This is a genomic window from Fusibacter ferrireducens, from assembly GCF_015352425.1.
GTDB lineage: Bacteria > Bacillota > Clostridia > Peptostreptococcales > Acidaminobacteraceae > Fusibacter_A > Fusibacter_A ferrireducens.
In genome coordinates this window covers 282,855-298,522 of record NZ_JADKNH010000006.1, presented here as the reverse complement: position 1 = coordinate 298,522, position 15,668 = coordinate 282,855, and the positions used below count along the sequence as shown (strand labels likewise).

At 36.0% G+C, this 15,668-nt stretch carries 13 protein-coding genes; all 13 read left to right on the top strand.

Features of this window, described 5'->3' with window-relative positions:
- Window positions 1-205: 205 nt before the first annotated feature.
- The 13 genes from ISU02_RS11745 to ISU02_RS11685 all read left to right on the top strand — a co-directional run bounded on the left by ISU02_RS11745 (window position 206) and on the right by ISU02_RS11685 (window position 15,635).
- Window positions 206-823 (top strand): TetR/AcrR family transcriptional regulator, encoded by a 618-nt coding sequence (locus ISU02_RS11745; protein ID WP_194702035.1) that lies wholly within the window; start codon window positions 206-208, stop codon window positions 821-823.
- A 25-nt stretch (window positions 824-848) separates the two neighbouring features.
- Window positions 849-1,868 carry an HlyD family secretion protein gene (locus tag ISU02_RS11740; RefSeq protein WP_194702034.1) on the top strand — a complete coding sequence of 340 codons (1,020 nt, stop codon included), beginning with the start codon at window positions 849-851 and terminating at the stop codon, window positions 1,866-1,868.
- Entirely contained in the window at window positions 1,865-2,668 is an 804-nt protein-coding gene (locus ISU02_RS11735) for an ABC transporter ATP-binding protein (RefSeq protein WP_194702033.1), read from the top strand. Before ISU02_RS11740 ends, ISU02_RS11735 begins: the two co-directional genes overlap by 4 nt.
- Window positions 2,655-3,746, top strand: coding sequence for an ABC transporter permease (locus ISU02_RS11730; protein WP_194702032.1), 1,092 nt, complete (start codon window positions 2,655-2,657; stop codon window positions 3,744-3,746). The genes ISU02_RS11735 and ISU02_RS11730 overlap by 14 nt, the downstream gene beginning before the upstream one ends.
- 145 nt (window positions 3,747-3,891) lie before the next feature.
- Window positions 3,892-5,193, top strand: a complete 1,302-nt coding sequence (locus ISU02_RS11725; protein WP_194702031.1) for a response regulator — start codon at window positions 3,892-3,894, stop codon at window positions 5,191-5,193.
- A 410-nt stretch (window positions 5,194-5,603) separates the two neighbouring features.
- A complete protein-coding gene (locus ISU02_RS11720) occupies window positions 5,604-6,470 on the top strand; it encodes an aldose 1-epimerase family protein (RefSeq protein ID WP_194702030.1) in 867 nt (288 codons plus the stop codon).
- 78 nt (window positions 6,471-6,548) lie between these two features.
- Window positions 6,549-7,250, top strand: a complete 702-nt coding sequence (locus ISU02_RS11715) for a lysophospholipid acyltransferase family protein (protein WP_194702029.1) — start codon at window positions 6,549-6,551, stop codon at window positions 7,248-7,250.
- Window positions 7,251-7,302: 52 nt separating this feature from the next.
- Entirely contained in the window at window positions 7,303-7,980 is a 678-nt protein-coding gene (locus tag ISU02_RS11710; RefSeq protein ID WP_194702028.1) for a M48 family metallopeptidase, read from the top strand.
- Between the two features lie 167 nt (window positions 7,981-8,147).
- Window positions 8,148-10,403 (top strand): chemotaxis protein CheA, encoded by a 2,256-nt coding sequence (locus ISU02_RS11705; protein WP_194702027.1) that lies wholly within the window; start codon window positions 8,148-8,150, stop codon window positions 10,401-10,403.
- Window positions 10,404-10,421: 18 nt separating this feature from the next.
- On the top strand, window positions 10,422-10,886 hold the full coding sequence (locus ISU02_RS11700; protein ID WP_194702026.1) for a chemotaxis protein CheW: 465 nt from the start codon (window positions 10,422-10,424) through the stop codon (window positions 10,884-10,886).
- Window positions 10,887-10,900: 14 nt separating this feature from the next.
- A complete protein-coding gene (locus tag ISU02_RS11695) occupies window positions 10,901-13,723 on the top strand; it encodes a methyl-accepting chemotaxis protein (protein ID WP_194702025.1) in 2,823 nt (940 codons plus the stop codon).
- 73 nt (window positions 13,724-13,796) lie between these two features.
- Window positions 13,797-14,609, top strand: a complete 813-nt coding sequence (locus ISU02_RS11690; protein WP_194702024.1) for a CheR family methyltransferase — start codon at window positions 13,797-13,799, stop codon at window positions 14,607-14,609.
- A gap of 3 nt (window positions 14,610-14,612) precedes the next feature.
- The gene (locus ISU02_RS11685) at window positions 14,613-15,635 is read left to right on the top strand and encodes a protein-glutamate methylesterase/protein-glutamine glutaminase (RefSeq protein WP_194702023.1); all 1,023 of its coding nucleotides are present in this window, start codon (window positions 14,613-14,615) and stop codon (window positions 15,633-15,635) included.
- The last annotated feature ends 33 nt before the right edge of the window (window positions 15,636-15,668 follow it).

Genomic DNA, 15,668 nt, shown 5'->3' with positions numbered 1-15,668 from the left:
AGCGCGGCAATTTAAAAACATTCTGTTATAAGATAAATTAAGCTTTAAGGCAAGTAAGAGATTTGCGTCATAATGCTTTTTTAACTTATCATTGATAGGATGCGTTTGAATTGTCGCTTTTTTTTTTATTGACTCCCGGGGAGAAAGGTGTATAATTAGTAAGAAAGTAAGTACTTACTCACTTTTGTAAAGAGGGAGGTTTTAAATGGGTAAACGTGAAGAAACGGAGAAACAAATATTAAATGCTGCAGTGCAAATTATTTCTGAAAAAGGCTATAATGCAACGAAGACAAGTGAAATTGCAATTTTGGCCGATATAAGTGAAGCCATTATTTTTAAATATTATAAAACGAAGAAGGGCCTTTTAACAGCTATTGTCAATAAGGCAATTGAAGTTTTAGGAAGAGAACTTGCCTACAAACCCATACAGAGAATTTTAACAAGTAGCGCAGATAAATCACTGGATGAAGTATTTGACATGATCATAGAAGATCGAATTCAGCTCATTTTAAAAAATCATGCCTTGTTGAAAGTTATGTTGACTGAGGTGCAGTATCACACGGATTTGAGAGACCTTGTATTAGATCAAGTTGTAAATCCTATTTTTAAGGATTTTAGAGTATTTATGAAAGTTCAAAGAGACCTTGGACTCATTGATCCCGAGCTTGATGATGAAATTATTTTAAGAATGATAGCATCAGGCTTATTTAGTAGTGTTCTCAAAAGAGTCATTATGAATCAACCCTTTGATGAAGTTGAAATCAAAAGAGAAATGTTGCAAGTCAAAAGGATTTTGATGAAGGGTATAATGCTCAACTCATAAATATAGAGTAGAAAAGGAGTCTATCATGAAGAAGCGAATTTTTATAGGGATGGTAGTTGTTATTTTGGGCAGTGTATGGTTTTACACCAGTACAGGCGAATCAGATTTGGAACCTATATACACAGGGTTTATAGAGCGCAATATCACGAAGGCAATGTCACAGACAAGTGGAAAAATCATGGAAATTGAGGTAAAAGAAGGCCAAACTGTTGCCAAAGGAGACCTAATTGCAGTTGTCGATGACAGTGAGTTGGTATTTCAAAGGGATAAAATTGTATCTGAAATTGCCATGAAGCAAAATAAGCTGGATCTTTTAATAGAAGGGGCAGATGCAAATGAATTCGAACAACTTATGATACAGCAAGAGAGTCTCAAATTAAAAATTGGACTGGCTACAGATGATTTAAAAATAAAGCAAGAGGCGCTGGAAGATGCTAAAAAGTTGCTGGAAAACAACGCTATCAGTACAGATCAAGTGGATCAGCTTAATTTGTCATATCAACGTGCTCTGACAGATCTAAATATTTTAAAGAAAGAGTATGAGAAGGTCAATCTGACTTATGATGATTTGCTGGCAGGGACGAACTTGCACACAATAGAAATTGCCAAATCTGATTTAAAGCTCTCTGAAATTTCACTTCAAAGCATAGAGAAAAAAATAGAAGAAACGCGTATACTTGCACCATCCAATGGTATTGTACGACATATGTACTTTAATGAAAATGAAATCTTATCCACAGGTACTGTTTTAGCGGATTTGCTCGAGGAAGATAGCCTTTATGTGCAATTTTACGTGTCAGAAGCGGATTTTTCTAGAATTGAGCTCGGTGAGCAGATTAAACTCACACTGGATGGTTCTGGTGAGACCGTTGGGGCCCAAATTACTGAAATATCAAATTATGCACAGTTTACGCCTAAAAATATTTCGACAAAAGCAGACCGACAAAGCCTTGTTTTTAAAGTGAAAGCGAATCTCGAAGAACGTGCTGAACTTCATAGCGGCATGATGGTAGATGTTGAACTTGAGGCAGGTGTAATAGAATGAATGAACCCATTATTATTTTGGACAAAATTCAAAAAGACTATGGTGATTTGAAAGCAGTTAAGGAAGTATCGTTGAGTATAGAGAAAGGCGAAATCTATGGATTGCTGGGACCGAATGGTGCGGGCAAATCAACGACAATTAAGATGATATGCGGTGTTATTAAACCCAGTGGCGGGACAGGGCGTGTTCTGGGCTATGATGTTTACAAGCACAGCAATCTCATAAAAAATGGTATAGGTTATATGTCACAAAAATTTAGCTTGTATGAGGATTTAACCGTTATAGAGAATATCACCTTTTTTGCTAATATCTATGGATTGAGCAAAAATGAGATCAAGGAAAGAATTGTTCAAATTGTTGAAATGGCAGGCCTTAATGGCAGAGAACATCAACTTACAGGACATTTGTCTGGGGGATGGAAACAACGATTGGCACTTGGATGCGCTATTATTCATAAGCCCAAGTTACTCATTTTAGATGAACCCACAGCAGGCGTCGACCCAGTATCCAGAAGATTGTTTTGGGAGATGCTCTTTGAATTATCTAGGCAGGGAATCACCATATTGGTCACAACACATTACATGGATGAAGCTCAAAGTTGTGATCGAGTCGGGTTTATCTTCAGTGGTCGAAAATTAATTGAAGGTGTTCCAAAAGCGCTTATTAAAACTCATAATGCGAATAATCTTGAAGATGTTTTTATAGAATTGGTTGAAGAGGTAACGCATACAAGCATAAAGCATTCTTTTGACAACTTGAGATTTATCAAGGAAAAGGAGGCAAAAGATGAATCGATTTAAGCATATTATCATAAAAGAATTCATTCACATCAGGCGCGATCCAGCCAGTGTGGCAATGCTTATCATGATGCCCCTATTCTTTATGCTCATTTTTGGATATGCGGTTAACACTGAGGTGGATCAAATATATATTGGCGTTTTAGATGGTGATCAAACTTTTGAAAGTAGAGAATTTGTCAGATCTTTTATCACCAGCGACTATTTTCAACTCTATACGGATGTAAGTGATACCTCTGAGTTACAGCGCTTAGTTGAAAAAGGGCGTATTAAAACGGCTTTAATTATTCCCACGGGTTTTTCAAAAAATTTGACTGCCACAGGCAATTGTGAGGTGGAATTAATTGTGGATGGTTCAGATCCCACAGTTGCGAGAACCGCGCTTCAAAGTGCTAACTTACTCAGTAAGGCCTTTACAATGAAACAGCGTATGGAACAAGGTATTTATCTCTCAACGAATGTGTGGTATAACCCCTCTATGAAGAGTACGATCTTTACGATTCCTGGACTTATTGGATTGATCATGCAGAATATCACAGTGATGTTGACTTCATTTTCTTTGGTTAGAGAAAGAGAAAAGGGAACGATAGAACAGCTGATGGTATCCCCTATTAGAGCACACGAACTCATTTTAGGCAAGATGATTCCCTATATTGTCGTTGGCAATATAGACTTTCTCATTACGCTTGGCATAGGGATTCTTTACTTTAAAATACCTTTGATGGGTAGTTTTATGCTATTAATGATTTTGGGAAATGCTTTTATTTTCTGTTCCTTAGCCATAGGTATGATGATATCAACAATCTCTAAAAATCAGCTTCAAGCCATGCAAATGACATTGCTTATTATATTGCCAAGTGTACTGCTCAGTGGGTTTGTCTTTCCTAGAGAGGCAATGCCGTTGCCTATTTTTTACGCAGGATACTTGATCCCTTTGACTTATTTTCTGGAAATTTTACGAGGGATTATCGTAAAAGGCGTAGGTCTTGAAATTATATATCAGCAGGCGCTTTTCTTGCTCGGGTTTTCATTGATTTTACTGACTTTGGCATCTGTTAGATTCAAGCAACATTTAGAGTAGCAAATTTGAATGTCAGCATATTAAACAAAGTTTAAAGGACGTGGGGAAAGCTTTCTCTATGTTCTTTGATTTATCCACTCAAAATTTGGTATAATAATAAGGAGGCACGTTGTAGAGAGACCTAGTGGAGATAAGCAGGTGAAATATGAGAATCCTTATAGTGGATGATAGTAGAATCAATCAAGCAATTGCAAGGGATACACTCATTGCAAACCATATAGAGGGCGAGATCTTTTTTGCTTCTAATGGTGAAGAAGCTTTGACGTTTATAATGGCGTCCAAATGTGATTTGGTCTTGCTGGATATTATTATGCCAAAGTATTCCGGTATAGAAGTTCTTGAAAAACTGATGGATAATAACTGTGTAGACTTGCCTAAAATCATCATGCTAACGACAATTGAAGACACTCAGACATTGAAGAAATGTTTTGATTATGGCGCTACAGATTATATAAGAAAACCTTTTAATGAGCTTGAATTTGTCTCTCGAGTAAAAGCGGTTATAAGAGAGATTCAAAATGACTATCAGATTAAATGCGCTGCAATTCAAATGGAAAAGCAAAATGCAGAACTCATGGCAACCAATAAGGCGCTAAAAGAAGCACAATATTATCTCGTTCAAAAGGAAAAAATGGTGGCAATTGGTGAACTTGCAGCAGGAATAGCACATGAAATCAACAATCCATTGGCCTTTGTTATGAGCAATTTATCCACTGCAAAGGACTATGTTAATTCAATTTCAGAATTTATTTCAATGAGCAGAGAGATGAGTTCAATAGAAAGAGCGGAAGATTACGCTGAAGCTATAAGTAAAATGGAGAGACTTTGGAAAGATAGAGACTTGGATTTCATTTTCGAGGATTTTGAAGATGTGTTGATCGACTCTGAAACAGGTTTAAAACGTGTGGCTAAAATAGTGATGACCATGCGTAATTTTGCCAGGATTTCAGATGAAGATGTTTATGAGTATGTAGATATGAATGTTTTAATCGATGAAGCGTTGCTTATTGTCAATAATGAAATTAAGTATTCTGCAACCATTATAAAACATTACTCTGACTGTAAGTTGCTCTATTGCAACAAAGGGCAAATTGAGCAAGTTTTGGTGAACATGCTTGTAAATGCATCACATGCGATTAAAGCAAAAAATCATGGGAATTTAGGTGTAGTGGAATTGTCCACATTATGTGATGAAAAGTATGGTTATATGATCATAAAGGATAATGGTGGTGGGATTGACTCGGAATTTATCAACAAGATCTTTAATCCATTTTTTACAACTAAGCCTGTGGGACAAGGGACTGGCCTTGGACTTAGTATTTCACATGATATTATTGTCAATAAACATCAAGGCGAAATATCGGTTGAGAGCATAAAAAATGAAGGTGCAACCTTCACAATAAAAATTCCTTTTAATTTAGAGCACAAAGTAGAGTCTGAAAAGTAGAGTGATAAAAACCAAAAAACAGAAAAACTTTTCCTGGTCGCTGGCTACCCTGTTATAAATCGTGTTATTAAATTTAAAATGGTTTGTGGATACCCTTTAAAATTTAATGATTTATAGTTTAGGCCCTTTAGTTTTGCGTCATCAGTTTTTACTGATTTTGCCTTTTTAACCGAAAAGTTTTAGAGGTAGCTGGCTATCATGTTTTTTAACTTGTAGGAACGCCTTCTCATTTTATAAGTTTTATAAGCTCAAGTTGAATTTAAATTAAACTTGAACTTGCACCTATAATGAATGCGTTTACAACTTCAAAAAATTTAGACCCTTCAGCTTTGCGACATCAATTTTCATTGATTTTGCTCTAGTTTCTTTATACCCAAAAAATATTTTTTTAAACGAAATGAGGTTAAAAATTGATTGAATTAAAAAACGAATATATCAACGTTAAAGTAGCGATAAAAGGCGCCGAACTCACGAGCTTATTTGATGTTAAAAAAAATAAAGAATTGCTTTGGCAAGGGGATAAACAGTATTGGGGGAGGCAGGCCCCTATTTTATTTCCCATTGTGGGCAGTCTGAAAGATGGACAATATATCTATGAAGATGTTAAATATGAACTGCCTAGACATGGTTTTGCAAGAGATCACGTCTTTGTTTTGGAAGCGTGTACAGACGATCAAGCGACATTGATTTTACGGGAAAATGCAGAATTAATGTCAAAATATCCTTTTCAATTTGAATTGGCAGTAACCTATAAAATCAATAAAAATAGTCTACAGATTCACTACTGTGTTAAAAATATGATGTCGAAAGAGATGTTTTTTTCCATAGGGGCACATCCTGCATTCAACTGTGACCTGAATTCGGAAAAGAGCTTTTTGAGGATTGAAATGCAGACGGAAGAAGCTTCTCTAGAGAGTTTGAAAATAGCACTCAACAGTGGTTTGATTGTGGATGGTTATAGAGATATTGCTCTTGAGGCCGGTAGATTAAGACTTACGCCAAAATTATTTGAGGAAGATGCTTTGATTTTTAAAGGAGAACATATTAATGGATTTATATTGAATTCAGATGGAGAAGGCGATATACTGAAGTTCGAATGTTGTAACTATCCTTATATTGGCATATGGTCTCCAAAGGCACCTTTTGTTTGTATTGAACCTTGGCATGGCATCGCAGATTTTGAAGGCACTTCACAAAATCTAAAAGAAAAGCAGGGCATTATCAAACTTGATGGCCAAACTGAATTTGAATGCGACTACAGTATAACGCTGATTTAATAAGGATTACCTATTTAATAACGCTATTCATAAAAACAAAATATTCATAAAAAACGATCTGACAAAATGGAGAAAAAGATGATAAGAACAATTGTATGGTTTGCCTATTTTTGGATAAGCTTAATTGGATTGATGCCCGCTCTTTTTAAGGCAAATAAAATGACAGAAGATGAAAAAGTAGAGTTTGCAGATCAAAAGGCAAGACAGTGGACGACTCAGCTGCTCAAATTAGCTGGATGTAAAGTCGAGATAACAGGTCTTGAAAATATTCCGAAGGATACTGCTGTGCTCTATGTGTGCAATCATCAAAGCAACTTTGATATTCCGTTGGCGATTTCATATTTGCCAAAGACAAAAGGTTTTATCGCCAAGATTGAACTTTTAAAGATGCCTTTTGTACGTGATTGGATGAAACATATGAAATGTATTTTTATGGATCGAAGTGATATCAGGCAACAAGTAAAAGGGATTAGCCAAGGTGTAACTTTTTTAAAAGAAGGACAATCACTGGTCATATTTCCAGAAGGAACAAGAAGTCCAGATGGAGAAGTTAAATCTTTTAAACCCGGTGGGTTAAAACTTGCAACTAAATCGGGTGTACCCATTGTGCCTGTAACCATAAAAAATTCAAAAAATATTATGAAAAAGGGATCAATGCTCATAAAACCTGCTACTGTTGAAGTGATTATATCCGAGCCAATTGAGATCAATAGAGAGATGAATAAGGAAACAGTGGCGCTTGCTGAAACGGTTAAATCAACCATCATGAGTCAACTGTAGGCGGGTAAAAGGTTTAAATTTTATGAGGTGAATAGAATGAATATGAGGCAATATGAAGATTAATGTTGTAAAATCAAACCGTAAGACTTGTGAAATTAGAGTGGAAAGGGATGGTTCTGTAACGGTTAAAGCCCCCAAGCGATATACAAGTCAAATGATTAAGGCCATTTTAGAGGACAAGGCAGACTGGATAGATCGCAAAGTAGAATGGATGAAAACCAATGCCCTATTGTGGCCGCCTTTGAATTTTGAAATCGGTTCGACAGTTCCAATTTGGTATGAAGATTATAGGATTACAATATCTGATAGTGTAAATTCTTATTTGGATCAAGTGCATAAACGCATTATGATTCGCTCTACAGTTGCACATGAAGCTGAAGCGATAAAACAGGAAATTATAAAACTATTGAGAGTATTCTTAAAAAATTATTTGATTGTTCGCGTGAAAATGTGGTCCGATGAGATGCAGCTTAATCCAAATGAAATTCGAATTAAGCTTATGAGATCGCGATGGGGGAGCTGTAGTTCTAAAGGCAATCTTAATTTTTCTCTAAACCTTGTTTTACTGCCAAAAGAAATTGTAGATTACATCATTGTACATGAATTAGCGCATCTTAAAGAATTGAATCATTCTAAACGGTTTTGGGAAGTTGTTGAAAGATATTATCCCTTGTACGCTGAACGCAAGAAATGGTTAAATATAAATACCTTTAATTTAAAATTAAACTAAAATTACCACAAAATCAGGCCCCGAGTAGGGCTTTTTTAATTTTTTGTAATATAAAAATGGAAAGTAGCGTTTAAAAATATCCTAAAGTTGGTATCATATACAACGATAGTAACTCATGGGGGTGCTGATTTATTTAATGAATCGACACGCCAGAAGGAGGTATGTTAATGAGTGATTATAATCAAAATGAGCCGATGATAGAAATGTATGTATATGAGACAACACAACTTATTGATCGGCTTGAGCAATTGATGATGGCATCTGAAAAAGAGGAAAGTCTCGATTTCGCAATTGATGAAATTTTTAGAATCATGCATACCATCAAAGGCAATTCTATGATGATGATGTATGAAGGCATAGCAGTAATTGCACATAGACTAGAAGATTTGTTTGATTTTTTAAGAAATAATAAAGCAATCAAGTATAATCCCTCTCGCATAACAGATTTGACACTTGCCATGATCGATTTTGTAAAAGAAGAAGTGAAGAAATTGGGGCAAGATCTACAGCCCGATGGTGAAGCCAATGAACTTAGAGATGAAATTGTTACCTATCTAGAATCACTTAAATTTATGAATGATAGAGAACAATATAGCGCTTCTGATGAGAGTAACATTAAACCACAATATTATATATCTCCTAAAAAAGTTGAAAATTCAGAAGGGAATCTAAAATCTGATGAATCAAATCCATTTAACTATTTTAGATTAAAAATGGCATATGAAGATGGATGCGGTATGGAAAATATCCGCGCTTTTACTTTTGTTCACAGCATTAAAGATAAAGTTAATGGTTTGATACATATACCCGTAGATATTACCGGAGATCCGGGGGCAGCAGACCATATTGTAGAGAATGGATTTAGAATTTATCTAAAGAGTGAAATGAGCATTGAGGAAATGCAAGAAGTAGTAAGTGGCGTTAGCTTTCTCAAAACATATGATCTTTTGGAAATTGATGAACAGATATTTTCAAAAGCATACAAAAATATTGAAGCAGGCATATTCGAAGAATCAATATTGGAGAATGAAACTGAAACAAATGACACGCCAGACGATGAACTCGATAAAAACACTTCAGGCGAAACTGCAATTGAATCTGATTCAGAGACTGTGGAAACCGATGAGGGGGACGTAAAAAACCAAGCAACAGATCCTTTAAATCAAGAAATCAGTCATTTGAATCAAGAAATTAATCGAGAAAAGAAAGTTATAAAAACAACGAAATCAAATGAAGTTAAAACGGATGTTGAAAGTAAGAAAGTAGCTAAACAAAGTTTTATTAGCGTAGATGTTACCCGAGTGGATAAACTGATGGATTTAGTGGGAGAATTAGTTGTTTCCGAGTCCATGGTTACGCGGAATCCAGAAATTCAAAATCTACATCTAGAAAATTTTGAAAAAGCGGCGCGTCAATTTAGAATTATCATGAATGAACTACAAGACACTGTTATGAGCATGCGCATGGTTCCGTTGACGTTAACTTTTCAGAAAATGACGCGTATTGTTCGAGACATGAAGAAGAAAGTTGGAAAAGAAGTTGATCTGATCATTATTGGCGAAACCACAGAGGTTGATAAAAACGTCATTGAAAATATCACAGATCCTCTGATGCATATCATAAGAAATTCTATGGATCATGGGTTAGAATCCACAGAGGAACGCATTGATATGGGGAAACCAGAGAAGGGGACTATTGTTTTAGAAGCAAAGCATTCTGGTGGTGATGTGTGGATTATCGTAAAAGATGATGGAAAGGGGTTAGATCGAGAAAAAATCTTGGATAAATGTGAGGAAAGGAACCTGCTGACGAGGCAAAGATCAGAGTATCAAGATCGTGAAGTTTATGAGATGCTCTTTGAGCCTGGATTTTCAACAAAGGATCAAGTCACAGAATTTTCAGGTAGGGGTGTTGGACTGGATGTTGTGGCCAGAAATATAAAAAAACTAGGTGGCAGTGTTATTGTGAGCTCAGAGCTTGGCATAGGCACAGAGTTTGCTATAAAAATTCCACTGACACTGGCTATTATAAATGGCATGATGATGCAGGTGGGTAAGACCATATTTTCTATTCCTATTATTTCAATTAGAGAGTCATTTATAGCCAAAGAGAGTGATATTACACAAGATCCTGATGGCAATGAGCTCGTTATGGTCAGGGGACAAGTTTTTCCAATTTTAAGATTGCATGAGAAATATGGCATTGAAACAGAAATCACAAATTTTAATGAGGGCATTCTCATTATGATAGAAGAAAATGGTAAAGAAAAAGTATTTTTTGCAGATGCTATTTTAGGAGAACAGCAACTCGTTGTAAAAAGTGCTCCCAAGTACTTAAAGACAATCGATGGCATGACGGGTTTCGCACTACTGGGTGATGGTAGAATCAGCCTGATATTGGATCCTGACAGTCTCGTAAATTAAGGGAGGGGGGAACATGAGATGAAAAACAGAAAAGTCGAAGATACCGGAGAATATAAAAATATTCCAAAGGAGATAATCAAATATTTGACCTTTCAAGTGGACAAGGAAGTTTATGGATTCGATATAAATTTTATTGTGGATATCAATCGAATTCAAGAAATAACGCTAGTGCCGCAACAAGATTCCTATGTCAAAGGTGTTATTAATCTGAGAGGTCAGATCATACCTGTGATTGAGATAAGAGCTAGATTTGGAAAAAAACTTAGAGATTATGACGATCGTACATGTATTATTGTTATGAATTTTGAAGAATACACAGTGGGTGTCATAGTGGACACCGTACTTGAAGTGGTATCTGTTGAAAAAGAACAGATTACATCTCAAAAAAGTTTTGATAAAAAAAGCCGATTTGTCCAAGGCATTACAAAGAGCAATGATCATATGGTAACACTCATGGATATTGAGAAACTTTTGTTTGAGTAGAAAGGAAGATTGGGATGCTTAAAAATAGAAAAATTGGGTCTAAGATTATTATTGGGATTGGAACGATGATTTTAATTATTTCGTTAGTGATAGGTTATACGATTTATAATTTAGGGTTACAGAAAAATCAAGCAGAATCTATGCAGGATAATTATCTAGTTGTTTTGGAAATTGCGACAAATTTCAATCAAAATATAAACAATGTCATGTTAAACAGTAGAGCCTACGGCCTATCTGGAGAGCAAACTTACTATGACGAAGCAGTTTTGGGAATGGAAGCGGCTAAATCAGATTTAGCTACATTAGATGACTTTATTCAGAGTAAAAATGCGGAAGAAATAAAAGCGTCATATGAGGAAGGTTTACAAGCCTATAATGCGTACAATGCCCTTATTGAACAAACGCATCTTGCTTATAAAAAAATGGAAGAATCCAAAGATTTATTGGATAGTGCTGCAATCGTCTCTGTGGATGAAGCAACAAAATACTATAATGACCAGATAAACAAGTTACATGATCAAATTAGCAACAATGATCCTGAAGAAAAATTATTGGATAGAAACAGGAAGATAGAAATGATCACGGAAATTCTCAATTTAAACAATAACATCAGAGTAAAAAATCAAAAGGGCATTGCAAGTAGAGATGCAGCAGAAATTAGATCAATTCTTAATGATTTTGATAACATTTCATTAGTTATAGATGAAATTGAAAAGATAACGATGCAAGAGAATAATATACAGCAACTTGAACGCATAAAAACAGCCACTGGCACATATAAATCTAATATGAGCATCATTGCCAATCTCTTCGATGAGCTCAAATCTGTTGGAGAAAAGAGGTTGGAAATAGGTAATAATTTGACAGCTGTAGCTGCAAGTATTGCTCAAGAGGGGATGCAAGAGACAAAAACGGGAGCGATTGAAACCATTAAAGCGGTTAACGCAACAACCCAAGTACTTCTATACGGTTTTGTATTTGCACTCATTACGGGTATTGTATTTAATATCTACATAGTTAAAAGTTTAGTCAAAGGCATCAATCAAGTGACATTTGCCGCACAGACACTTGCAACTGGAGATGTAGAAGTAGAACTCGTGGCAAATAGTAAAGATGAAGTAGGTGTTATGACGGTTGCCTTTATTGATATGGTTGACAACATTAAAGCACAAGCTGAAATCGCAAGACTCATTGCAGAGGGTGATCGCAATATTGAAGTCAATATTAAATCGGATAAAGATGTACTCAATTTGAACTTAAAGCGTGCTGTTGAAAGCTTGAATCTCCTCCTTAATGAAACGGACATGTTGACACAAGCGGTTCTAAAGGGAGAACTTAATAAAAGAGGTAAAGAGGGCATGTTAACAGGCGTTTGGAATGATTTGATTTTAGGCATTAATCAGCTTATTGAAGCCTTCGTCGTTCCAATTAACTTTACGAATGATTACATTACTGACATAGGAAATGGGATCATCCCTGAAAAGATTACAGATACTTACTATGGTGACTTTAACAATATTAAAGTGAGTATCAATAAATGTTTGGATGGTATCAGCGGCCTCGTTAAAGATACCAATACGCTTATAGAAGCGGCTAAAAAAGGTGACTTAAACTATCGAGCTGATGAAACACGTCATTTAGGTGACTATAAGAAAATTATAATGGGTGTAAATGAGACTTTGGATGCCGTTATTGAACCAGTACGCGAATCGGCAACTGTACTTGCTGAGGTTGCGGAAGGCAACCTAGGTATAAGAGTTAAAGGCGACTATAAGGGAGATCATGCGGCCATTAAAAATGCTTTGAATACAACGATTGACTCACTGGTAAGTTATATCAATGAAATTGCCCATGTCCTTGCAAGAATGAGTGATGGGGACTTTACTGTAAATGTCAGAATTGATTTTAAAGGGGACTTCATTAAGATTAAAATGGCACTTGAAACCATTTTAGAGTCTTTCAATTCAGTACTCGGCGAAATTGGCATCGCAGCTGAACAAGTTAATACGGGTGCAAATCAAGTGAGTGCATCTTCACAAAGTCTATCCCAAGGTTCAACAGAGCAAGCCAGTGCCATTGAGGAAATAACAGCGGCAATCACGCAAGTTGCAGAACAGACAAAAGAGAATGCCGTTTCAGCTAATAAAGCCAATGATTTATCAGTGACCGCTAAAGATGGTGCCATTGTTGGTAACTCCAGAATGAATGAAATGATTACAGCTATGAAAGATATTAACGATTCTTCAAACAACATCTCCAAAATTATCAAAGTAATTGATGAAATTGCTTTTCAAACCAATATATTGGCACTCAATGCAGCTGTGGAGGCGGCAAGAGCTGGCGAACATGGCAAAGGATTTGCAGTGGTGGCTGAAGAAGTCAGAAATCTAGCAGCTAGAAGTGCCAATGCAGCTAAAGAGACAACGGATTTAATTGAAAATTCAATTAGCAAAGTCACAAGTGGTACAGAGATAGCGAATAATACTGCTGTGGCCTTAAATGAAATCGTTGAAGGTGTAACTAAAGTAGCGGAATTGGTTTCTAATATTGCCAATGCCTCCAATGAACAAGCAACAGCGATTGCTCAAATCAACGAAGGGGTCAACCAAGTATCAGATGTTACTCAAAATAATACAGCTACAGCTGAGGAAAGTGCTGCAGCAAGTGAGGAAATGTCTGCACAAGCAGAGATGCTTAGAGACATGATTTCGAAATTTATCCTAGTGGGAAATAAGGGACAAAAGAAAATGAAACAAGTCGTTAGTCAAGAGGCTCCTAAAATTTTGCCTAAGGAAAAGATCATCAATTTAGACGACGGTGAATTTGGCAAGTATTGATTTGTGCCACACATAGACTATTATGAAAGGGGTTGCTTGAAAGAGCACCTCTTTTATAAAAATTGAGGTGAATATGAATATAGAAGACCGTGAATTTAGACGTATTCAAGATTTTGTTTATAAGAACTATGGCATTTTGTTAACAGAAAAGAAAAAGACACTTGTGGAGAGCCGGTTTTCGCATATACTTGAAGTAAGAGGTTTTAAAAATTTCAGCAGCTATTTTGATATTATTGAGGCAGATAAAACAGGAAAAGAAATATCTGAATTTATCAATAAAATCACAACTAATCACACTTATTTTTTTAGAGAGGAAAAACACTTTAATTTCTTAAAAGAAATTGCACTTCCAGAAATTGTACTTAAAGAACAACAGACACGAGATATCAGGATTTGGTCAGCAGGGTGTTCAAGTGGTGAAGAGGCATATTCCATTGTGATGACGCTTGAGGCGTACTTAGGTAAAAATAAAACGCTATGGGATAGTAAAGTGCTTGCCACAGATATTTCTCTAAAAGTCCTAGAATCCGCTAATAGAGGAGAGTATGAAAGTCCTCAAGTTGAAAAACTGGATAAAAAAATACGTGAACGTTATTTCTTAAAACTAAATGATGAAAAATTTTTAGTGAAGAGCAATATCAAAAATGAAGTGATTTTTAGAAAGTTCAATTTAATGAATGCGTTTCCATTTAAAAAAAAATTCCATATTATATTTTGTCGCAATGTCATGATATACTTTGATAAAGAATCCAAAAAAGAGCTCATCAATAAATTCTACAATGCTCTAATGCCAGGAGGCTATCTATTTATTGGGCATTCTGAGACAATTGAAGACCGCTCACAGGGCTTTAAATATATTCAACCTGCAATCTACAAAAAGGAGTAGTGTATGTCACAAAGAAAAATCCGTGTGCTCATTGTAGATGATTCCCTTTTATTTCGGGAAACATTAAAAAATAAACTTGAAAAAGATGCGGGAATTGAAGTCGTTGCTACGGCTATGGATCCCTATGATGCGCGCGATAAAATTTTGATCTATGAACCGGATGTAATGATATTGGATGTTCAAATGCCTAAAATGGATGGCATAGAATTTTTAAAGAGGCTAATGCCTCAATATCCGCTTCCAGTAGTGGTGATGTCATCGCTTGACAATATGGTATTTGATGCCTTAAAGTATGGTGCTGTGGAATTTGTAAATAAGCCAAGCTCAACTTCTGAAAATGCGCTGGATCTTTTTATTAACGAGTTAATTATTAAAGTGAAAATCGCGTCCATTGCAAATGTGAGCGGTTTAAAGCGCATTATTAGAAAGTCTAATGAAGAAAGTAAGGATCATCAGAGACAAACGAATAGGATCATTGCAGTGGGTGCATCCACAGGTGGCACAGAGGCGCTTTTTGAGATACTGCATAAATTGCCCGCAGATGTTCCAGGGATTGTTATTGTTCAACATATGCCCCCTGTCTTTACAAAAATGTATGCCCAAAGATTAAATTCAGCTTGTAGAATGATTGTTAAAGAGGCAGAAGACGGTGATGAAGTTCAAGATGGCATCGCATTAATAGCGCCAGGAGGACTTCAAATGAGGCTTCATAGGCAGGGACGCAAGATGACCGTGAAGCTTTTTGAAGGCGACAAGAGAAACGGGCATATTCCTTCTGTGGATGTGCTCTTTGAGTCCGTTGCCCAATTCTATGGCAAACAGGCGATTGGTATTATATTGACAGGCATGGGACAAGATGGTGCCAAAGGTCTTTTAAATATGAAGCAAAATGGGGCGAAAACAATAGGTCAAGATGAGAAGACTTGTATTGTCTACGGTATGCCCAAAGTAGCGTATGATATTGGTGCCGTCGATTATCAATTGCCAATCACTGAAATTCATAAAAAAATATTGGCGCTGATCTAGAAAATTTATTGTTTGGCAGACCATGTGCACTTA